This is a genomic window from Panacibacter microcysteis, assembly GCF_015831355.1.
Taxonomy (GTDB): domain Bacteria; phylum Bacteroidota; class Bacteroidia; order Chitinophagales; family Chitinophagaceae; genus Panacibacter; species Panacibacter microcysteis.
Map to the genome: position 1 here is coordinate 1283426 of NZ_JADWYR010000002.1, position 21393 is coordinate 1304818.

A 21393-nucleotide genomic window follows, 5' to 3' on the forward strand; every position below is an offset into this window, starting at 1 on the left:
TTGAAAATACTTTTGTGAAAGATTATTGTACAATATAAATCACCAACATTTATTTACTCATTCAATCTTTCGTTTTATGAAATACTCAATGTATATCTTTCTTTCCATCCTGCTGATTGCCCTTGCAACAGGATGTTGTACGCCAAATGCCATCATCGGAAGCCAGCCGGTGCCATTGAGAGCCCAGGAAACAAGTATGTGGTGCTGGGCGGCCAGTGGGGAGATGTGTATGGACTTCCTTGGTACAGACGTAGCGCAGTGTGATGAAGCCAATAAAAGATTTGGCCGTACAGATTGCTGCAACGATCCCGTGCCTGCAGCCTGTATAAACGGTGGATGGCCCGAATTTGAAAAGTATAACTTTACCGCTTCTGTTACCGCAAACGCAGCGCTTAGCTGGGATGAAATAAAAAAACAAATCTACTGTTTGAAAAAACCCATCGCGTTTTCCTGGCACTGGAATGGCGGCGGAGGGCACATGATGGTTATTACCGGTTATGCGGTTTTTAACAACACGAATTTTGTAAGCATTAATGATCCGTGGCCACCGAATGAAGGCAACCAACGCCTGATAACTTACGAGGAGTATGTTAGCGGCGCCGACCACACGCACTGGAATGATTACTACAACATCACAAAAAAATAAAAGAACCAAACCATGAAAAAGATATTTGCCTTATTTATTGCATGTGCTTTAATTACCAGCCTGCATGCACAAAACACCGGGCAGGCAAAAGCTGCCACCGACAGTTTCCTGAAAACGCTTGCAGCAACAGTTACAAAAGAAAATTATAAGATGCTTGGCATTGATTCAAGCATGAATGTAGCAACCCTGAAAGCTGATAAAGTGTTACCGACAAGCCTCATTCAACTGGATGCACTCAAACAATACCAGGGTGGAGATATACAACCGCTGATCATTCCAATTAACAGGTATGTATGCACCATTATAGACAGCCGGAGCGGCAAAACAATAACAATGGTTGATCTCGAGCTGATCAAAGAGCGGTTTGTTGTAAAAGGTTTTGCTAATGCGGGCATTGCAAAAGCATTGGCGCAAACCGAAGGTTTTGTATCCAACAAAACAACATCAATTGTCAGAATTCCTTCACTTAATTTTTATTTCGCGGCTTTGCCCGCGGTAAACGGCAAACTGCAGTTTGCAAGCCTGCAGCAAAGTGACCTGCTGCATACAAGAATAGGCGAAATAAGAGATGCGGATTTGTTTGTTAAGTTACTTGTATCAACAGCCAACACATATAACGGTCTTCCCTGGTAGCTGCTAATCTATAAAAAACACCCCCGGCATTTTTGCCGGGGGTGTGCCTATAAATAAAGTGACGATATAGTCAGCCACACCTGCCGTCGAAAATAGTTTACAGTTCATTTATCACGGATCGCCACAGCCGCCATAAAAACGGAACGCACAAGTGAGTGACACAACAGGCGATGCCATGAAAAACCGCTGCTGAAAAACGCACCATTCTTTACTGCTTACAGCAAACATCCGGAAAGAATAAACTGCGCCGGTGAGAACTTCGGGGTTTATTTTTTAGCTAGATCTGCAAGAAGATTATCAAGATTTTGCAGCGTGGAAGTGAAGCCCAGTTTAAATCCTTCGAGTAAACTTTCCATGCGTTCGAAAGATTCGTTGTAGACAGTTATGTACACCGTTGTTATACCATCCTGTTCACTAAAATTATAATCCCAGTCAGAGCCATGCTGCTCAGGGTTACCATCTTTATCACAAAAAACATTGAACATTTTAAAATTGGTTTTCGGAGTAATTGATTTGTACTCCTGCAATGCCCATCGCTCCTGCCCGTCAGGACTAACCATTGCATAAAGGCGCTTACCCCCTACTGTGAAGTTCATATACTTTGTCTTAGCAGAAAATGGTTTAGGCGCCACCCATTGGTCGAGCAATTCCGCAGTGGTGAAGGCATCCCACACGAGTGAAAGTTCAGCGTCGAACGCCCTTGTAATGGTAACCGTTTTAGCGGGTTTGTCTACCGTAAAATCGAATAACAGGTTGTTGTTCATTTTTTTTGTTTTTTCATTGTTGATAATACTTTGTCGAGCTGATTGAAACGGGTTTCCCACATTTTCCTGAACTGGTTTAACCACTGATCAATCTCTTTCATTTTATCGATTTCTAATGAGTAATAAATTTCTCTGCCCTGTTGCTCCTGTTTTACCAGTTCGCATTCTGTTAAAATTCGCAGGTGTTTTGATACTGCCTGCCTGGTAGTGTGGAAGTTTTCTGCAATGGCATTGGGCGTCATAGCCTGCAATGCAATAAGGGCAATGATTGCACGCCGCGTGGGGTCTGCAATTGCCTGGAATATGTCTCTGCGCATCGGTTAATCTATTTTAGGAAACCATTCGGTTGCAAATATATGCGCAACTATTTGGTTTCGCAAATTTTGTGTAAACTTTTTTCTGTACGATTATTGCCACATAAAAAAGCCAGGCTTATAAAAGCCCGGCTGTGTGTGTATTAACTATGCGCAAAAACTATTTGTATATAAAATCAACAGCGGCATCGGTTTGTGGCGTGCCCGGCAAACCAATCTTAACGGCTGCACTTGCGGGCAAACCATTATCCAGGTAAGTGTAAGTATAAACGTATTTGTTTTCTGCCTGCAGCTCCGCATTCAGGTGGTTTTCTACGGTAACATTGTTCTCAGACGCCACCTGCCAGAACAACATCAACAGGTCATTGTACGCGTACAATGGATTTGCGTGTGCATCATACTCCATTTTTACACTGCCTGCACGCACCATGTGATTGGGCGTTTCATCTGCTACCATTATCACGGTTTCCATAATGTTGCCGGCACTGTAAGTAAACCTGAATTCCAGCGCAGGCAACAGATCTTCACCGTCAGAGAGGTAAATGGTGGCAATAGACAGTTGATCATTTTCATAATTGTACACAGTCTGGCCCAGCCTCACATCCTGCTCCATGATGTCTGCTCTTGCCAACCGGCCACTTTCATACAGCGGAACGATCTGCTGGCCATTGCTGCCCCTGAGTTCTTTGATGGTTTTATCAGTGTTGTATAAAACGTCAAACTGTGCTTCATCGCCGGCTGTGGCCAGTTCTGTTTTTACTGTTACCTGTGTTATTGCATCGCCGGCATATGTAAATGCTATGTAATCATCGCCATTCACATATTTCTGTATAGCTGTTTGCGGTGTTGGCTCCGGGCCCGGACCCGGTGCAGGTTTGTCGTCTTTTTTGCATGATGTAAAAAACGCTGCTGCAAGTACTAAAAGATAAAAGGCATTCTTCATGTTGTAGGTTATTTATTAGTGAGATAATTACAACACAAAGAAATACCCGTCTGCTGCGCAGGCAGTTGCAAACATGTATGAAATGTGGTTATAGCCGATGAAATGCGTAAAACATGTAGCGGGTAATAACATTACTTATACTGCGCCTCATCCAGCCGGAAAAAGCGGACAGCATTATTAAAGAGTATATCCCTCTTCTGGTCGAATGATAAATAGTTGGCATTTTCAATAACACCGATCGATGTTTCCAATAGTTTTGGCCAAACCATCAGATCAGTTCCATACAAAATTCTTTCTCCGAAACCCGCCTGTACCAGGCGCCTGATATAATCATTCACCTCTGCCAGCGGGTAACTCCATATCATACCGGCTATGTCTACATACACGTAAGCGTTAGCACCCATCAACGCAATCATTTCATTCACCATCGGGTAGCCTGCATGCATTACCCACACTTTCAGTTTAGGATGCCTTGCCAGCAGATCTTCCAGCAGGAAAGGATTGCCCAAAGATGCCCTGTACTTTGGGTTATTGATGTTGATCGATCCGTTGCCACCGGTACCCATATGTATACCTACCGGTATGTTTAGTTTTTCTGCCGCTGCAAAATAGGCATCGAGCGATGTATCAGCGGGCGACAGGCCTGCATACTGCGGCGCTACCTCTCCCATTACTTTATAGAAACCGGCCGACAGTGAATCTGTAAAAGCTACAACGGTCATCTCATTGGAAGAACTGATGCCAATACTGGGAATAACCCTTCCCGCCGGTGCAGCCTTTTGCCAGTTGCGTATAATACCACCATCTCCGCTGGCAATGATCGTCATATTCAAACGTTTCATTGTTGCTACCAGCGAATCCTGGAACTCTTTATCACTCCTGGCTGCTTTCAGCGGCATAGCACAATCTGTATTGATAAATGCCGGAGGTGGCTGGTTAGGGTCACCACCAGGCATATCGCTCAAAAACCACGGACACATATCTGCTGCAAATGCAGGATTCATTTTCATGGCGTGCACATGCACATCTATAATGGGTAAATGTTTTGCTGCAGGTTGCTGGGCATTCATACCAACACTGTATAAAAGCGCAACAATAAAAAACAAGTTTACTTTCATTGACATAAAAACAATTTGATTTGGTAAGATTTAAGAATAATTATGAACCCAATACCGTTGCTACTATTGGGCTTTTGTTGCGTCGCACTCTTGTACTGCAACAATACTATGCAGCATGTGCGGCGTTCTTTTGTTGAGAGCACCTGCTCAAACACGACATTGCAAACTCAGCTATTGCGAAATAAACAACACGCGCCGAAACGGTACAAATTATCTGGCTGATAACTCCTGCCATAGCAAATCCAGTGCAGGTGCATCAGGCAGTGGCGCACTGCTAACCGCCTCGCCCAGCAATACAATATTTTTACCTGTTGTGTTATAAGCATTCCATACAGGCAAATCTTTACCGTTAGGGTTTCCTGTTCTAATAAAATTAACCCAGTAGCCACACATTGTTTTGGCCAGTTGATGATCTGCTGACTGCCATGGTCGGTTTACAAAGCGGAGGTTATCGTACGCATACGGCACTTCCCCTGTATGGAAGGCGCCGTACCTGGCATACACTCCTGTGCCGGGCACTTTGCGTGTAAAGCGGTACATGAATACTTTACCACCAGCAAGGCTTTGCATATTTGCCCACGTGTAGTTCTGCACGCCGAAAATCACATCCCGGGACAGGTCAAGCTGAGCTTTTGCAGCCCCCTCGTCATTGCCCGCAGGATAATATTGCAGCAGAGCTTTGGCATTTGCACCATAGGTACTGGTCATATCATTTTTAAAATCTGCCGCGTTCTTTACCGGGCCAAACATGAGGCCCTCATCCTGGTTCCAGCCGGTAAGCAGGTCAACTTCGTTTGCTTTATGCTGTTTAAAAATATTGACGATTGCATCAGGCAGTACGTAACCGTCTATGATTGGCCTGCGTAAACCGCCACCCTGCTTCATTAATGTCTCGGCCGGAATGGTGCGCATTTCTTCTATGGAATTTGCCTGCAAAGCCTGCATCACTTTTTCACCATCCTGCTCGGCTGTTTTCAACGGCGGGTTGGCATTGGTAAAACTTGCACCACTTTGCGCAATAGCTCTTTTAAACAAACCTTTGGCCAGCGGCGAGGCCACCAGGTAGTTTACGCTCATAGAACCCGCAGACTGGCCGGCAATGGTAACATTGGCAGCATCGCCGCCAAACGCTGGTATATGATCATGTACCCATTGTAGTGCGGCCACCTGGTCCATAAGCCCATAATTGCCCGATGCATTTTTACCCGATTCTTTGGTAAGTGCGGGGTGCGCAAAAAAGCCGAAAATGCCTACCCGGTAGTTAATACTTACAAACACTATCCCTCTCTTTGCCATGGCTGCTCCATCGTATATTGGTACGGCACTGCCGCCACTGGCAAAACCGCCTCCATAAATCCATACCAGCACAGGCCGTTTTTCTTTGGAAGATGTTGCGCCAGTCCACACATTGAGGTATAAACAATCCTCTGAAATCGGCTCTTTTGGAATCAGGAATTCTTCACTCCACATGCTGAACGGCGCAGGGCTTGCCTGCATTGGGCTGGGCCCAAAATTTGTGCATGCTTTTACACCATTCCAGGGCAGTACGGGCTGTGGCGCTTTCCAGCGTAATGCACCAACCGGTGGCGCAGCAAAAGGAATACCTTTGAATACGGTGATACCGTTCTGTTTATCTTCCATACCGGATACAATACCACCTGCTACTTTTACCTGCTCAAAGGCTGGTGCAACCTGCGCGAAAGAATGATGTATACAAAAGACAGCAATACAACTGGCTGCTGCTAGCAGGATGTGGTTGCGACTCATAAGGCAATGCTTTTAATTGATGTTTGCGGTTAAATATCTGAATGAAAAAAATATGGTTGTAAATTATGCGACGAAAAAGGGAAATAAAGCTACCTCTTTGCAATTTACCAACTTTCAAAATTGATTGCGTAATTTTTACAGAATAAATGCAGTTGACCTGGCAGTTGCTTCACGCAACGGCTGTTGCAGGCAAGGCCATGAGCCAGCTTATGCAACTGCTGCAAAACCGCACAATGCTGCATAGCGATTATACGTACAAGAGTGCGACGCAACAAAAGCTAAATAGTAGCAATGCAGCCCGGCACGTCAAAAAGAAAATAACAGCTCAACCGCGGGTAAATATGTTGGCTGGATGATAGGTGTTTGTAAAAAACAAACTGCAAAAACGTAACTTTATTTTGTAAAATGCTGATATGGAATTCATCGACTATTATAAAGTGCTGGGTGTTGACAAAAATGCTACTGACGAAGACATCAAAAAAGCTTACCGTAAACTCGCAAGGAAATTACACCCTGATCTCAACCCAAACGATAAAGAAGCGCACAAAAAATTCCAGGAAATAAACGAGGCTAACGAAGTGCTGAGCGACCCGGAAAAAAGAAAAAAATATGATCAGTATGGCAAAGACTGGCAACATGCGGAACAATTTGAACAACAAAAAGCAAGACAGGGTGGCGGCCAGGAATATGAATATTTTTCAGGTACAGGAGATGAAGATTTTTCCGGTTTTTTCGAATCAATGTTTGGCGCATCAGGCAGAAGAAGCCAGTCAAAGTACCGTGGACAGGATTACAATGCCACCTTTACACTGAGCCTGAACGATGTTATGCAAACGCACCAGCAAACCTTTACCGTTAACAATAAAAATATCCGTATTACAGTGCCTGCAGGTGTGGAAAACGGGCAGGTGATAAAGCTAAAAGGTTATGGCGCACCCGGCATTAACGGCGGCCCTGCCGGTGACCTGTATATTACGTTCGAAATTGCCCCGCACCCGGTATTTAAAAGAAGCGGGAATGATCTTTATACCACGGTAACTACAGACCTGTATACGGCCATACTTGGCGGCGAAGTAATTATAGACACATTGGGCGGGAAAGTAAAACTGAAAGTAAACCCTGAAACACAGAATGGCACTAAAATAAAGCTAAAGGGCAAAGGTGTACCAGTTTACAAAAAAGAAGGAGAGGCCGGAGACCTGTATGTAACGTTTGATGTAAAACTGCCGACCAACCTTAGCGCCAGACAAAAAGAATTGTTTACTGCATTAGCGCAACTTAAATAACACATTATGGGAACAGAAGAAATGATCTCATTGCAGCAGTTTTGTTTTCACCACAGTGTTGAACAATCTTTCGTATTGTCTTTAAGTGAATCCGGGTTAATTGAAGTAACGGCCATGCAGGAAGAAGTTTGTATTCCTGTAAACGAACTGCCCAGGCTGGAAAAATTTGTGCGGATGAATACCGAAATGGAAATAAACCTCGAAGGCATTGAAGCTATTGCGCACCTGTTGAACAGGATTGATGCCATGCAGGAAGAAATAAAACAACTGACCAACAAATTAAACGGCCTGTAATGCTACACAGCCGCCGGCTAATCAGCCTGTGCAACTATTGTATCGCGGTGTGTGAGCTGGTAGCCGGTAATCATTAGCAAAAGACCAATAGCACCCATTATTGCCTGCAGCGGATGATATTTCAGCGTAAGCAGGAGTTGTAGAAAAATCCAGCCGCAAAGCAATAAACCCTGCACGAAAATGAGCGCGGCCGCTTTGCGGTATTGTACAATTGTTGCTATGATAACAATGAAGCTGCAGATACCATTTACCAAAAATAAAATTACGCCCGGAACAAAGAAATCTTTGAAAGGCGTATGCTCAATCCATTCATGGGGCATTTGTAATGCGTGGCCCGTAGGGTCTGTCATAAGCAGGTAGCCGCCATATATTGCGCCTGCGCCATTAACGGCCAGTAACACAAGTGCCAGTATACGTGGTAAATTTCTCATGGCAATTACAATGCGCAGCAACTGCAATCTCCACCACCTTTACATTCAGGCAGCAGGTGAACGATCTTTTTGATACGGGCATTCAAAGAAGGAATGTTTTCCTGTTCTATATGCTGCAACAACTTCTTTAAAGCGTGTTTTGAATAAACATCTTTCATCGTGAGTTCATACAATGCCTGCAACGCGTTTACACGCACAATTTTTGACTGCTCTTTATCTTTTGCCCATGCTATGATCTTAAAAATCACCGCGTGCTGGTCTTCTTTATAGAGCGTGATACGCGGCACCAGCAAAACCATGTGCCATTGTAGCTCTTTGCTGGCAGCATGCAGCGTAATAGTTGCTACAGCCTGCTCGTGGCCTTCCAAATATCCCGGGTGCACTCTAGTTATTTTCTCTATGGCGTCTGCCGCATGCATGGCAATTACCCGGTCGCTGCTGTGCAGCAACAAAAATAACTGGTCGAAATCGTGCTTATTCTTTATATCGCTGATAACGGAGTCTACGTTACCGATTGATCTGATGTCTGAACCTGACAGGCGGTCAGCAAATGTTACCATTGCATATTTCTTTGCTGTAAAAGAAAAATTTTCAATCAGAAAAAAACATGACGACGATCAGTATACTATGAAACGCGCACTGCAGGCTGTACAGGATAAAACAAAACGCTGCAGTTGCCATAACAACCGAACGCACAAGCGAGTGACACAACAGGCGATGCCATGAAATGCTACATTTGATAACATCATTAAATTCAGTTTTCATTCCAGTAAATGCTACCGCTGAAACAACAATAGATAAAGCATTCAGTGCAACTAAAAAACCACATTTTACAACATTATCAATCCCGGTTTTCGAGCAGGTAAACCCCTGTGCCTGCTACCCGGCAATTATCTTTTATATTGCAGGATGAAACAACTACTGGCGCTGTTGCTGACGATAAGCTGGCTAACCACATCTGCACAACAATACAAGACAAAGACGGACATCAGCTATTATGCAGACTCTGCAAATACCGGTGATGCATACATAGCGGAGCGTTGCAAACTTGACCTCTACTACCCTGCCGATAAAAAAGGTTATGCAACCATTGTATGGTTTCATGGTGGTGGCATTACAGGGGGCAACAAGGAAATTCCAGAACAGTTGAAAAACAAGGGTTACGCTGTGGCAGGTGTAGGTTACAGGTTATCGCCCAAAGCAAAAGCACCGGCATATATAGAAGATGCCGCAGCAGCAGTGGCATGGGTTTTCAAACACATACAGGAATATGGAGGAAGTGATAAGCTGATCTTTATATCCGGCCATTCTGCGGGTGGTTATCTTGGTATGATGGTGACGCTTGACAAACAATACCTGCAACGTTATACTATTGATGCGAATAAAATAGCGGGTTTGATTCCCTTCAGCGGGCAGGCAATTACGCATTTTACCATAAGACAGGAACGTGGTATAAAGGCCACACAACCTATCATTGACACATTTGCACCGCTATACCATGTGCGAGCAGATGCGCCACCTGTATTACTGATTACAGGAGACCGCGAAATGGAGCTTTACGGCCGGTACGAGGAGAATGCTTACCTGGCAAGGATGATGAAGCTTGCCGGCCATAAGGAAACCACTTTGTATGAAATGGATGGCTACGACCACGGAGGAATGGCCGTACCTGCATTCCCGTTACTGCTCCAAAAAGTAGCAGCAATCAGTAAGCAGGTACAATAGGCCTACAGAGCGCCGGCAAGTAACCTGTTGGCGTGGTCTATTTCATCCTGGTTGATGGTATGCCCCATATTGCTGTAGACTTTCTCAGTTACGACAGCACCCATTTCCTTCAAAATATTTGTCGTAGCATACACCCTTTCTACGGGCACATGAAAATCGGGGTCTGAAGTACCGATAAATACCGGCATGCCATCGAATTTACCTGCATAGTTGCTCCTGTTTATCTGCCCGCCTATGAGGCCACCGGTAAAAGCAATAAGCCCGCCGAACCGATCTGCATTGCGCGCCATATATTCAGCGGCAAGACATGCACCCTGCGAAAAACCCATCAGGTATATGTGCTGCTTCTCAATACCATTTTGCAGGGCAAGCTGTACAGCCTCATCCACTGCTTTAAGTGCATTGGTTAAATGAGGTTCGTTGTTGGCAACAGGCGCCATGAACGAATAAGGGTACCATGAATGGCCTGCCGCCTGTGGTGCAAGCAAAGAAACATCAGCTACCTGTAAGTGAGCCGCCAAACCCAAAATGTCTTCAGCAGATGCGCCCCTGCCATGCAACATGACCAATGCTTTAGAGGCTGTTTCAATAGTCTTTCCTGCACGATTAATTGTTGTGTTCATAACCATATTATTAAAAACAGGCTGCCCGTAAAACAGCCCGTTATATTTATTAATCAAGTACTACAAGATGTTTTTCAATGGCTGTCCTTTGTGACTCGTACTGCGCCGGCAGTTTTAAATTTTTACCAAGTTCTTCCAGTGGCTCATCTACCGTAAACCCGGGATTATCGGTAGCGATCTCAAACAGCACCCCACCCGGCTCCCTGAAGTACAAAGAGTGAAAATAGTTACGGTCGATCTGCGGGGTAATGTGCAAACCCATTTTAGAGATCTTTTCGTAGAACTTCATTTGCGTGACATCGTCTTTTACACGAAAAGCGATGTGGTGTATGGTGCCCCCGGCACCAATACCGCGGTTTTCTGAAGGTATTTCAACGATGTCTATCACGTTTGCGGTATCTGCAGCATCGGTAATGTAGCGGTACCGGTTTACTTCTTTAGACAATAGCCTGTAACCAAACACCTCTGTAAGTATATGCGCCGTTGGCCCTGCGTTGTTTAGTGTAAGCGTTGTATTGTAAAAGCCGCGTGTAGCAACAGCTTCGCCTACTTCAGCCGTTACATAAGGCTTGCGGTTGTCACCTGGCACTTCGATCATTTCAAATTTCAACCCGTCAGGATCAAGGAAAGTAAGATAGCGCTGGCCAAATTTTTCTGCCGGTTTATTATAGATCACGTTGTATGTCTCAAATCGCTGCTGCCAGAATTCCAGGCTGCCTGCAGGCACAGCATACCCTATTTCTGTAGCCATTCCGGCGCCGCGCTTGCCGGGTCTTATCGCACTGCCCCAGGGAAAGAATGTGAGGATTGTACCAGGTGTACCTTCATAATCACCAAAATAGAAATGGTATGTGTGCGGGTCATCAAAGTTTACCGTTTTCTTTATAAAACGTAAACCCAATACCCTCGTATAAAAATCAAAATTACGTTTGGCATCTCCTGCTATTGCAGTTATGTGGTGTATGCCAGAGATTGTATTTTCCATATGCTTTGTTTTTATTGTTTTTTACAATGCAAACATCGCATAAAGCCAGGGTTGAAAACATTGAACCAGTTCAAGAAATAGGTAATGACTTATTTTTTTGCAAGCTTGGTTCTCACCTTACTTAAAAATTCAGGTGAAAAGCCGAGGTAACTGGCGATGTAGTGCTGCGCCACCCGTTGCGGAATACCGGGGTATCGCTCAATAAAATCAAGGTATTTTTCTGTAGCCGTGGTAGCAATCGTTCTGAATAATCTTTCCTGTATGCGTGCCAGGTTGCGCTGCACCAGTATGCGGAACACACGCTCGAAGCATGGCGCTTTTTGCAACAGCAGTTCCTTGGTTTCCGGTGTAAACCACAACACCTCGCAATCTTCAAGTGTTTCGATAAACATCCGGCTGTGTGTACGCTCGTTAAAGCTGGCAATATCGCTTACCCACCAGCCTTCTGTTGCAAACTGCAGTGTTACCTCTTCGCCTTTGTCATCTATATAATAATTGCGGATGCAGCCTTTGTTAATAAACAATTCAAAGCGGCATATTTCACCTTCAGACAACAACAATGTTTTCTTTGCAATTTTTTTGATCTCTGCCAGCTCATGCAGAATAAGCAGGTCATGGTCTGCCGCACGGGTATATTTCTGCACGTTTAAATCTATCAATGTGTAAACATCGTTTTTCATACCTGCAAAATAAGTTATTCGGGTAAGCATTGTGTTACCGGCAACAGGCCAGGTGGCATCGCCTGTTGTGTCACTCACTTGTGCGTTCCGCTTTCATGGCAGCTCCGGCCCGCGGTGCATACAAACCTCACAACAGCAATCGTGCTGCTATTCGGTTGTGCAGGCAGGTTGCAACTACCATTCCTTGTATTCAAATAATTCCAGCAGCTCGTACCTGATAAGCTGGTCGAACCGCCGCTTGAAAAGGATAAGAACAGAAGGCAACATCCTTATGCGGTAAGCCGCTTTACTTTCTGCTTCAAATAATTTGTAGTTGATGAGCGATGCGCCAAACTGTTCGCTGTTGAGCAGTTCCAAAATAATGTTGTGTTGTGTTTCAATGTTAGCTGATTTCAAATGCAATAAAAACTCATTACCTGCGCCTGCAAACTCCATACTATATCGGATTTTTCTTGAAGCCGCGAATATACAAGACGATTCATAAAATGCCCCAATTATTTCCACTAAAAGGTGTATGTGCACCTGACACAAATACGCAGGTTTTTTATTACTTTGGCTGCAGGTAACCCCTACACAAAAACCTCCGGATAATTTGAAAACGATACTCAAACTGGCAGCCAGAATAATATCAGGTTTTTTATTATTTATAACAGCTTACCTGCTTGCTGCTTATATACTTTCAAGAATTACGATAGCCGAAGAAGCTGCTGCAGCGAGGGATATAGCAATCTATATAAAAACAAACGGTGTGCATACTGACATCGTGGTGCCGGTAAAATCTGAGGTAACAGATTGGTCAACACAGATTTTGTTTGGCAATACGGTTTCCAAAGACAGTAATTACAGGTATGTAGCCATGGGCTGGGGCGATAAAGGTTTTTATCTCGAAACCCCGACATGGGATGATCTTACATTCAGTACTGCATTTAAAGCAGCATTCGCACTAAGCACGTCTGCCATGCATACCACATTCTATAAAACACTAAAAGAAGATGCTTCGTGCAAAAAGATAATGATCAGTAAGGGGCAATACGAAAGACTTGTGGATTATATGAGAGAAAGCTTTGACAAAAACCCGCAGGGCAATTTCATATACATTAATACAAACGCAAATTATGGAAGTACAGATGCTTTTTACGAAGGCACGGGCAGCTATCATTTGTTTAAAACCTGTAACACATGGGCAAACGATGCTTTAAAAGCCAGCGGACAACGATGTTGTGTGTGGACCATTTTCGATACAGGTATCTTTTTAAAGTATACTCATTGATATAAGCAGCTATTCCCTTTTTCTAGCAAGGTATATTTCATGTTTATAAACAGGCGTTTTTACTACTATGTCGTTTTTATTTCTGGCCTGCAAGGTTATTTTAAAACCTTTCCGGTATAGCGTTTCATGCTCTTTCTTATAAATTTCCGGCGCCTTGTCCTCGTTGTTTGCATCACACTCCTCGTATTCTTTTGTTACAATCATTAATCCTGTCACCACGTTAAAATCTACATTCAGCCAGTACTCACAAGGTTTTCCGGCGTTCGACGAATACCCGATCAAATAGAATGCACCGTTTTGGTAACGATATTTATCTGTATAATTCCATTTCCAACTACTTCCTCCGCCCTGGCTGATCATTAATATTCCTTTTTCTATCATCATTTCCTCATACGGGTCACCCATCATTCCGCCATCTCTGCTACCCAAAATTGCCTGAAAAGATTTTTGCCACGGCTGCCATGTGTTGTTGTTGTTTTGGTATACAATCAGCACCCTTGAAACACCTTCAGATTCAGCACTGTCACTGTCATCCATATTGTATATAACTGCCAGTTCCCTTTTACTGTCTTTATCAAGATCTCCTGAAACAGAATCTACCAAAACGTAGTGAATAGGAATATCTAATTGTTGCGCCTGTATTGCAGAGCTGAAGTTCATAAAAGTTATGGCGGCTATTAAGCAGCTAACTGTTTTAAATAATGGCATTTATCCTGTTTTAAAGTATGCAAATAAAACATTTTGTTACATTAATCAAGTCAGCATTCGGATCGCCTCAGCCGCCACACCAACCAAACGTACAAGTGAGTGACACAACAGGCGCTTCATTGAAAGACTATCGCCCGTTACATAAAAAAGACAACCACAGGCGCAGCATAAAAATTTACTTAAAAATCTGTTGCGGATAGCATATTGATCTTTAGGATGTGCGCAATCGCCTAATATTGCAGGCTAAATTTCAACCCTCGTATGAAGTCTATTTCTTATCCCGCTTACATTGTATTATTGCTTGTATTCAGCAGTTGTGTAACTACCAAAAAATTTGATGCATATGTATCTGCACAATACAATGACCAGGTGCCCGAAATTACTGTTAAGAAAAAAGCCGGCAACGTAAAGGTCTTGCCTGCTACTCAAACCTCAGACAAAGTATCGGCCACCACCAGCCACACCAAAACAATACCACTGCTGTTTTACTGGAAGATCGATCACAGGTTCGATTGTGAACTGAACAAACAAATTGGTACTGCAAATTTTAGCAAGGCATTCAATACAGCTTCAGCAAGAAGCCTTGACAAAGTATTGAATGGTCAGCAACTGGAACTAACGGTAGAGCAGGCGCCTTCTGTATTTTCTATGGTTGATAAAACGAATATTATATGGCTGGTGCTATACGCCGTACACTGGAGCAAAGTGTATGTGGAGCCCGACAAAAAAGACCTGGTGGTTGCTTACAGGTTTACACAAAACGATAATACCGTAAAAACCGGTAAGATAACCGTACACAATAAATTAGATAACCAGGGGCTACGTTTTTTTCAATCATGGAAGTCTGCAACCTCCGAACATCTTGCTGCGTATGACCAGGAGATAATCGCCATGACAAAAGAGTTCGTGATAAAGCTCGAGGATGAGCTTACACAAACTGCGGCTACTGCAAAAGAATAATTGTATGGTACAGGCTATAGTGCTTGCATGAGGCTTTGGTTGTGTCACTCACTTCAACTGCCGGAACAATACCAGGCAAACGCGAAGATCAAAGCAAAGATGTAAAACATACTGCGCCGGCATTTGCCGGCGCTTTGTATACAGGCTATTCAGTTATTTTTGATGCTGGTATACATTTAGCTGCTCACCGCCCTGTGTAATACATTCTTTAAACGTAAAGCCCATTTTTGTAAGCAGGCTGATGGATGCCAGATTACCCGGTATGGTTGTGGCCACCACAGTCTCGTGTCCATATGCTTCCTGTACAAGTGTCAGCAACGCTCGGGCACCCTCCAGTGCATAGCCGCTTTTATGGAAACGCGGAAGAAAAGCAAAACCAATATCATAGTTATCGAGGTAGCTGCGCTTCATGAATGAGATGATACCTGCTTTTTCTTTTGTTGTTTTGATCGTTGCCACCCAGTAAAACAACTGCGGCGTTTGCATAATCTTTTGAATGTAGCGCACGGCATCGGCTGGGGAATGCACATTCCTGTCGCCGATAAATTTTATCCAGCCTTCTGTGTTCACAAGTTCCTGCACAAACGCATAGTCTTCTTCACTGATAAGATTAAGTTCCAGCCTTTCTGTAATGATTTGTTGCGGCATCATAGGCGCTGCATTATTTTAAATGGATGCTAAGGTAAATACTTATGCAAAGGCAATCCGGTTGAAATAACAAAGGTGAACGATTGATTCATTCACCTTTGTTATAAAATCAGGCAGTTTGGCTACTTCAATCTTTCGTGCAGATCGAGATGGTGTTGCCTGGCTGTTTGTTTTGCTGTCTCATATCCCGCATCTGCATGCCGGATAACACCCATACCGGGATCGTTGCGTAATACTCTTGCCAGCCGCGCAGCCGCATCTTCAGAACCGTCTGCTACAATAACCATCCCTGCATGTATGCTATAGCCCATGCCCACACCGCCACCATGATGCAAACTAACCCAGCTTGCGCCACCGGCAGTGTTCACCAGGGCATTCAGGAGCGGCCAGTCGGCAACAGCGTCACTTCCATCCAGCATTGCTTCCGTTTCGCGGTTGGGCGATGCAACAGAGCCAGTATCAAGATGGTCACGGCCTATTACAATAGGCGCCTTTACTTTGCCTGTTTTCACAAGTTCATTAAAAGCAAGCCCGGCCTTTTCCCGCTCTCCCTGCCCCAGCCAGCAGATGCGTGCCGGCAAGCCCTGGAATGCGATTTTTTCTTTCGCCATTTTCATCCATCGTATCATGCCTTTGTTTTCAGGAAACATCTGCATGATCAGTTCATCGGTCACAGCAATATCAGCGGGATCGCCGCTTAATGCTGCCCATCGAAAAGGCCCCTTGCCTTCGCAAAACAACGGGCGGATGTAGGCGGGTACGAAACCAGGAAAATCGAATGCCTGCTGCAACCCGCGCTCTTTTGCACGTGCCCTTATATTATTGCCGTAATCAAAAGTAACAGCACCCTTGGTTTGCAGTTCGAGCATCAGCTCCACATGCAGCTTCATGCTGTCGTAACTGAGGTCAATATATTGTTCAGGATTTTCCTGTCTTAGCTTATTGGCCTGCTCATTTGTAAGTGTGTGCGGCACATAACCAATCAACGGGTCGTGTGCAGATGTCTGATCCGTCAAGGTATTTGGCACAATATTTCTTTCCAGCAAACGCTGTAATAAATGCACTGCATTGCACAGCACGCCAATACTTTTGGCCATTCCCTGCTGTTTGTATGCAAGAGCTGCGTCAATAGCAGCATCTATCGCTGTATATTTTTCATCCAGGTATTTTGTTTCAATACGTTTATCAATGCGCCACTCTTCCACTTCTGCTATTAGTGCAACACCCTCGTTCATCGTAATCGCCAGGGGTTGTGCGCCGCCCATACCACCTAAACCGGCAGTAACATTAAGTGTACCACGTAATGTACCACCAAAATCTTTATCGGCTGCAGCAGCATATGTTTCGTAAGTACCTTGCACTATACCCTGGCTGCCAATGTAGATCCAGCTACCGGCAGTCATCTGGCCATACATCATCAGGCCTTTTTTTTCGAGCTCTTCAAAATGCTTCCAGTTGGCCCAGTTTGGTACCAGTTGCGAGTTTGAGATCAAGACCCGTGGGGCATCTTTGTGTGTACGCAAAATGCCCACCGGTTTGCCGCTTTGTATCAGCAGGCTTTCATCGTTTTCCAATACTTTTAAAGCTGCTATGATGTTATCAAGTGCTTCGAAATTCCTGGCAGCTTTGCCGCGGCCGCCATATACAATCAGGTCATCAGGTCTCTCTGCCACTTCAGGGTCAAGATTGTTTAGCAGCATGCGCAGGGCAGCTTCCTGTACCCACCCTTTGCAGGTTAATGTTGCACCGGTGGGTGTTTTGTATTTAACAGCGTCGTAGCGCTTTTGTGTCTGTATCATAACAATTATTTGTCTGGCATATTTATGTTGTCAACTGCAGATCGTTATGGCATCGCCTGTTGCTACGCTCAATTCGGGGTCTCGTTTTTATGGCAACTGCAGCGACCAGGTTTATACAGCGCAACGTTTTTCTTACAACGCAAATGCGTCAAATGAATCATTCAATACCATATCTTTTGAAGCCGCAAAAGCATTTACATTGTCCACAAAAGAGAAATCCTTGATCAGCGTTGCAACCTGGTTGATATCTTCTGCAAAAATCCTGTCTTCGGCAGCAAAACCTACAAATTCCCTAACATAGTCGTGCGCATACTCCAGCAATGCGCTGCTTTTGTAAGGCCTGCGAAATTCAATGGCCTGGCAGGCAGACAACAGTTCTATCGCCAGTATATATTCCAGGTTATCTATTACCTGGTTCAGTTTCCTGCCACTCACAGATCCCATACTTACATGATCCTCCTGTCCTAATGAAGTCGGTATGCTGTCTGCACTTGCCGGGAAACAAAGCGTTTTATTTTCTGTAACCAATGCCGCCGTTGTGTATTGGGGTATCATAAAGCCACTGTTTAGCCCTACGTCTTTCATCAGTAACATGGGCAACCCCCACTTTCCTTCCAGTAAAAGATAGCACCGCCTGTCTGATACATTGCCTATTTCCGCGGCGGCAAAACAGGCATAATCCAGCGGAAGTGCCAGCGGCTGGCCGTGAAAATTTCCCCCGCTTATAGTGTCCTCTGCGGATAATATGATGGGATTATCGGTAACAGCATTCAATTCAATTTCGGTAAGTTCTTTCAGGTGCAGCCATGCATTCCTTGATGCACCATGCACCTGGGGCATGCACCGTAAAGAATAAGGGTCCTGCACCCGTCCGCAGTCTATGTGGCTTTCCATGATGGCAGAATCTTTAAGTAACAGTCGCAGTCTTTGCGCCACCAGTTTACTGCCTGCATATGGCCTTAGTGCATGCAAACGCTCATCAAATGGCGCCTTCGTCCCGGTGAGTGCTTCAAGGCTCATTGCGCCGATAATATCAGCAGCCTCCAGGCAGTTGTGCATACGCTGCACTGCTTTTACTGCAAATGACAAGATAAACTGTGTACCGTTTATCAGCGCAAGCCCCTCTTTAGGACCAAGTTTCAATGGCGATATATGCAGTTTGGGCAATACCTCATGCGTATCATGTGGCGTGCCTTTATAAAAAACCTGGCCAAGACCGATCAATGGCAAAAAAAGGTGCGCCAATGGCGCAAGGTCGCCGGAGGCCCCGACAGAACCCTTTGATGGCACAACCGGGATGATGTCATTTTCAATATGCCAGATAATGCGCTCCAGTGTTTGCAACTGTACGCCGCTAAAACCCTGCGCAAGCGCCTGCACTTTTGTTATCATCATCAGTTTGGCCACCTCTGCGGGTATATGCTCCCCTACGCCTACACTATGACTTTGTAATATTTTGTGCTGCAGGGTTACAGTGTCTTCAGGAGAAATCGGTGTATTTGCCAGTATACCAAAACCAGTGTTAATGCCATACACCGTTTTATTGGCAGCTACTATATCTTTCACATGCTGCTCGCTTTGCTTTATCCGCTCTACAGCTTCTTTACTGAGAACACCTTTCATATTTCCCAGCGCTATTTCACCCGCAAAACGAACCGTTAGTTGATGAACACCATATTTAAATTCCATACAAAAGTTTATTTCAGTTTATGCTGCACACGCTCGTACACACCCTTCTGCTGAATGTTATTCTCCAGCGCAGTCAGCGCATCAAGCAATTTTTTACTCTGGGTGCTTTCTTTGCTAAGATCATCCATTGCTTCCTGCAATGCCTGCCATACAGGCTGTACTTTTTGCAAAAGTTTCTGACCTTTCGCAGTAAACGTTACCGCTTTGTGCCTGGCATCGGTTTTAGAAACAGCAGATTTTATAAAGCCTTTTTGCTGAAGACTGCTTACCATCTGGCTGGCTGCAGAATGAGAGATACGTAACTCGTTAGAGATTTCCCGGATAGAAACTTCCCCGTTTTCAGACAACAGGTAAAACACCGGGAACCATGAAGCATCAAAACTGATCTTATGCTTCCGGTAAATCTTATTAACATCATTCAGGAAAACTTCACTTAGTCTTTTGAGTCTTGTACCAAAGAACAAAAAGCCCAGGGATTGATAAAAGTTCATCGTGGTAAATTATATAAGTGCTTATACAATTTCAAAATTAAGCAGTTTAGGCAAATGGCAAAATTAACTTTAAAGCGTGCCCTTCATACGGCACGCTGCTTGCAGGCTATTTATGGTATATTGAAAGAACCATGACCTTGCCGGAATGACTAAAATGAAAAAAGAGTTTCATAAACTTTCAATAATTTCTGAAAATTCAACTATCTTTGTATGACAAATCAACGAAGCATGAAAGTAGTTATAATCGGTGGAGGCTTTGCAGGGCTTAAGCTTGCCCGCCGCCTCAATGACCACATTGATATTGAAGTAACACTTATTGACAGGAACAACTATCACCAGTTTCAACCTCTTTTTTACCAGGTGGCAACTGCCGGGCTGGATGCCAGTAACATTTCTTTCCCGCTGCGCAAAGCTTTCCAGGGCAGTAAAAATGTAGCGGTAAGGCTTGCCGAGGTTAAACAAATCAACACAAAGGATAATAACATACTCACAGATATTGGCACGTTTGATTACGACAGGCTGATCATTGCAACAGGAGCCGATACCAATTTTTTTGGCAATGAAGAACTGAAAGCAAATGCCTTTCCCATGAAATCTACCATTGAGGCACTGCAGTTGCGCAACCGGGTAATACAAAATTTTGAAGATGCCTTGCTTGTAAAAGACAAAGATGCTACAGAACTGCAACGCATGATGACCATTGTAGTGGTAGGTGGTGGCCCCACCGGTGTAGAAGTAAGCGGGGCACTGGCAGAAATGCGCAATAACATTCTGCCAAAAGATTATCCTGATCTTGATTTCGCCAAAATGAATATTTATCTAGTGGAAGGAAGCCCCAGGACGTTAAACGCCATGAGTGATAAAAGTGCTGCTCAAAGCCGTAAATACCTGGAAGATCTCGGCGTTAAGGTTGTTACCAAAACCGTTGTAAAAAGTTACGATGGTACGAATGCAACGTTGTCAACCGGCGAAATCATTGGCACCAGGATACTCATATGGGCAGCAGGTATTCAAGGCAATGTACCCGCAGGTATAGACAGCACACTTATTGTCAGGGGCAATCGTATAAAGGTTGACCGCACCAACAAGGTGCAAGGCACAGAAAATGTTTATGCCATTGGCGATGTGGCTTACATGGAGACTCCTTTATACCCGCATGGCCACCCACAGGTTGCCAATGTGGCCATCAACCAGGCAAAAAATCTTGCAGTAAATCTCATCAGGCAGGTCAACGGCAACAAACACTACCAGGATGACTTTGAATACCACGATAAAGGCAGTATGGCAACCGTTGGGAAGCACAAAGCGGTAGTAGATATTCCAAAACCCCGCATTCATTTCGGCGGATGGCTTGCCTGGATGGTATGGATGGGCCTGCACCTCGTACTCATTGTGGGTGTAAAAAACAGGTTGCAGATTTTCGTAAACTGGGTGTATAAATACTTCACCTCCGACCAGAGTTTACGCCTGTTATTTAAAATATCATTTAAGCCTACAAAGGCAGAAGAAGCTACAAGAAGATTGTTATGAGCCCGGCTTTTGCACGCGTATGAAGCACCTGTTGCGTCGCACGCTTGTACTGAATAACATTAGTCAGCGTCCCCGGGCACAAACGGCTT

At 44.4% G+C, this 21393-nt stretch carries 24 protein-coding genes; 8 read left to right on the forward strand and 16 right to left on the reverse strand.

The annotated features are described in order from the left end of the window. The first annotated feature begins 76 nt into the window (after positions 1-76). A complete protein-coding gene (locus tag I5907_RS17205; RefSeq protein WP_196992035.1) occupies positions 77-646 on the forward strand; it encodes a papain-like cysteine protease family protein in 570 nt (189 codons plus the stop codon). Positions 647-658: 12 nt separating this feature from the next. Continuing rightward, positions 659-1279 carry a hypothetical protein gene (locus tag I5907_RS17210; RefSeq protein WP_196992036.1) on the forward strand — a complete coding sequence of 207 codons (621 nt, stop codon included), beginning with the start codon at positions 659-661 and terminating at the stop codon, positions 1277-1279. A 266-nt stretch (positions 1280-1545) separates the two neighbouring features. Here I5907_RS17210 and I5907_RS17215 read toward each other — a convergent pair whose 3' ends face one another. From I5907_RS17215 to I5907_RS17235, 5 genes are all read right to left on the reverse strand, one after another. Further along, positions 1546-2043, reverse strand: coding sequence for an SRPBCC family protein (locus I5907_RS17215; protein WP_196992037.1), 498 nt, complete (start codon positions 2041-2043; stop codon positions 1546-1548). Next, positions 2040-2360 carry an ArsR/SmtB family transcription factor gene (locus I5907_RS17220; RefSeq protein ID WP_196992038.1) on the reverse strand — a complete coding sequence of 107 codons (321 nt, stop codon included), beginning with the start codon at positions 2358-2360 and terminating at the stop codon, positions 2040-2042. Before I5907_RS17220 ends, I5907_RS17215 begins: the two co-directional genes overlap by 4 nt. Positions 2361-2517: 157 nt before the next feature. Continuing rightward, the gene (locus I5907_RS17225; protein WP_196992039.1) at positions 2518-3300 is read right to left on the reverse strand and encodes a hypothetical protein; all 783 of its coding nucleotides are present in this window, start codon (positions 3298-3300) and stop codon (positions 2518-2520) included. Between the two features lie 131 nt (positions 3301-3431). Then, entirely contained in the window at positions 3432-4424 is a 993-nt protein-coding gene (locus I5907_RS17230; RefSeq protein ID WP_196992040.1) for an amidohydrolase family protein, read from the reverse strand. 204 nt (positions 4425-4628) lie between these two features. After that, positions 4629-6185, reverse strand: coding sequence for a carboxylesterase/lipase family protein (locus I5907_RS17235; protein WP_196992041.1), 1557 nt, complete (start codon positions 6183-6185; stop codon positions 4629-4631). Between the two features lie 413 nt (positions 6186-6598). Between I5907_RS17235 and I5907_RS17240 the strand changes: the two genes are divergently transcribed. Together I5907_RS17240 and I5907_RS17245 are read left to right on the forward strand one after the other, a co-directional pair. After that, on the forward strand, positions 6599-7471 hold the full coding sequence (locus I5907_RS17240) for a DnaJ C-terminal domain-containing protein (RefSeq protein WP_196992042.1): 873 nt from the start codon (positions 6599-6601) through the stop codon (positions 7469-7471). Between the two features lie 6 nt (positions 7472-7477). Further along, positions 7478-7765, forward strand: coding sequence for a chaperone modulator CbpM (locus I5907_RS17245; RefSeq protein ID WP_196992043.1), 288 nt, complete (start codon positions 7478-7480; stop codon positions 7763-7765). Positions 7766-7782: 17 nt separating this feature from the next. On the opposite strand, the gene I5907_RS17250 is transcribed toward I5907_RS17245, so the two are convergent. Then, positions 7783-8196, reverse strand: coding sequence for a hypothetical protein (locus I5907_RS17250; protein WP_196992044.1), 414 nt, complete (start codon positions 8194-8196; stop codon positions 7783-7785). A gap of 5 nt (positions 8197-8201) precedes the next feature. Beyond that, positions 8202-8756 (reverse strand): hypothetical protein, encoded by a 555-nt coding sequence (locus tag I5907_RS17255; RefSeq protein WP_196992045.1) that lies wholly within the window; start codon positions 8754-8756, stop codon positions 8202-8204. A gap of 349 nt (positions 8757-9105) precedes the next feature. Between I5907_RS17255 and I5907_RS17260 the strand changes: the two genes are divergently transcribed. Continuing rightward, positions 9106-9921: an alpha/beta hydrolase gene (locus tag I5907_RS17260; RefSeq protein WP_196992046.1), complete on the forward strand. Its 816-nt coding sequence runs from the start codon at positions 9106-9108 to the stop codon at positions 9919-9921. A 2-nt stretch (positions 9922-9923) separates the two neighbouring features. On the opposite strand, the gene I5907_RS17265 is transcribed toward I5907_RS17260, so the two are convergent. The 4 genes from I5907_RS17265 to I5907_RS17280 form a co-directional block, all read right to left on the reverse strand. Further along, a complete protein-coding gene (locus I5907_RS17265) occupies positions 9924-10544 on the reverse strand; it encodes an alpha/beta hydrolase (RefSeq protein ID WP_196992047.1) in 621 nt (206 codons plus the stop codon). Positions 10545-10593: 49 nt separating this feature from the next. Beyond that, entirely contained in the window at positions 10594-11529 is a 936-nt protein-coding gene (locus tag I5907_RS17270; RefSeq protein WP_196992048.1) for a ring-cleaving dioxygenase, read from the reverse strand. 89 nt (positions 11530-11618) lie between these two features. Continuing rightward, positions 11619-12287 (reverse strand): Crp/Fnr family transcriptional regulator, encoded by a 669-nt coding sequence (locus tag I5907_RS17275; RefSeq protein WP_346266791.1) that lies wholly within the window; start codon positions 12285-12287, stop codon positions 11619-11621. A gap of 96 nt (positions 12288-12383) precedes the next feature. Further along, entirely contained in the window at positions 12384-12644 is a 261-nt protein-coding gene (locus I5907_RS17280; protein ID WP_196992049.1) for a hypothetical protein, read from the reverse strand. Positions 12645-12801: 157 nt separating this feature from the next. On the opposite strand from I5907_RS17280, the gene I5907_RS17285 reads away from it, so the two are divergent. Continuing rightward, complete coding sequence (locus tag I5907_RS17285) at positions 12802-13479, forward strand: TIGR02117 family protein (RefSeq protein ID WP_196992050.1); 678 nt, start codon at positions 12802-12804, stop codon at positions 13477-13479. 9 nt (positions 13480-13488) lie between these two features. Here the strand turns inward: I5907_RS17285 and I5907_RS17290 are convergent, their stop codons facing one another. Then, the gene (locus I5907_RS17290) at positions 13489-14187 is read right to left on the reverse strand and encodes a hypothetical protein (protein ID WP_196992051.1); all 699 of its coding nucleotides are present in this window, start codon (positions 14185-14187) and stop codon (positions 13489-13491) included. 261 nt (positions 14188-14448) lie between these two features. Here I5907_RS17290 and I5907_RS17295 point away from each other — a divergent pair, with 261 nt between their 5' ends. After that, positions 14449-15147, forward strand: a complete 699-nt coding sequence (locus tag I5907_RS17295; RefSeq protein WP_196992052.1) for a hypothetical protein — start codon at positions 14449-14451, stop codon at positions 15145-15147. A 153-nt stretch (positions 15148-15300) separates the two neighbouring features. Here I5907_RS17295 and I5907_RS17300 read toward each other — a convergent pair whose 3' ends face one another. From I5907_RS17300 to I5907_RS17315, 4 genes are all read right to left on the reverse strand, one after another. Further along, positions 15301-15798 (reverse strand): GNAT family N-acetyltransferase, encoded by a 498-nt coding sequence (locus tag I5907_RS17300; protein WP_196992053.1) that lies wholly within the window; start codon positions 15796-15798, stop codon positions 15301-15303. Between the two features lie 119 nt (positions 15799-15917). After that, a complete protein-coding gene (gene hutU, locus I5907_RS17305) occupies positions 15918-17594 on the reverse strand; it encodes a urocanate hydratase (protein ID WP_196992054.1) in 1677 nt (558 codons plus the stop codon). A 132-nt stretch (positions 17595-17726) separates the two neighbouring features. Continuing rightward, positions 17727-19283 carry a histidine ammonia-lyase gene (hutH, locus tag I5907_RS17310; protein ID WP_196992055.1) on the reverse strand — a complete coding sequence of 519 codons (1557 nt, stop codon included), beginning with the start codon at positions 19281-19283 and terminating at the stop codon, positions 17727-17729. Between the two features lie 8 nt (positions 19284-19291). Continuing rightward, positions 19292-19774, reverse strand: a complete 483-nt coding sequence (locus tag I5907_RS17315; protein WP_196992056.1) for a MarR family winged helix-turn-helix transcriptional regulator — start codon at positions 19772-19774, stop codon at positions 19292-19294. Between the two features lie 228 nt (positions 19775-20002). On the opposite strand from I5907_RS17315, the gene I5907_RS17320 reads away from it, so the two are divergent. After that, complete coding sequence (locus I5907_RS17320; protein ID WP_196992057.1) at positions 20003-21304, forward strand: NAD(P)/FAD-dependent oxidoreductase; 1302 nt, start codon at positions 20003-20005, stop codon at positions 21302-21304. The last annotated feature ends 89 nt before the right edge of the window (positions 21305-21393 follow it).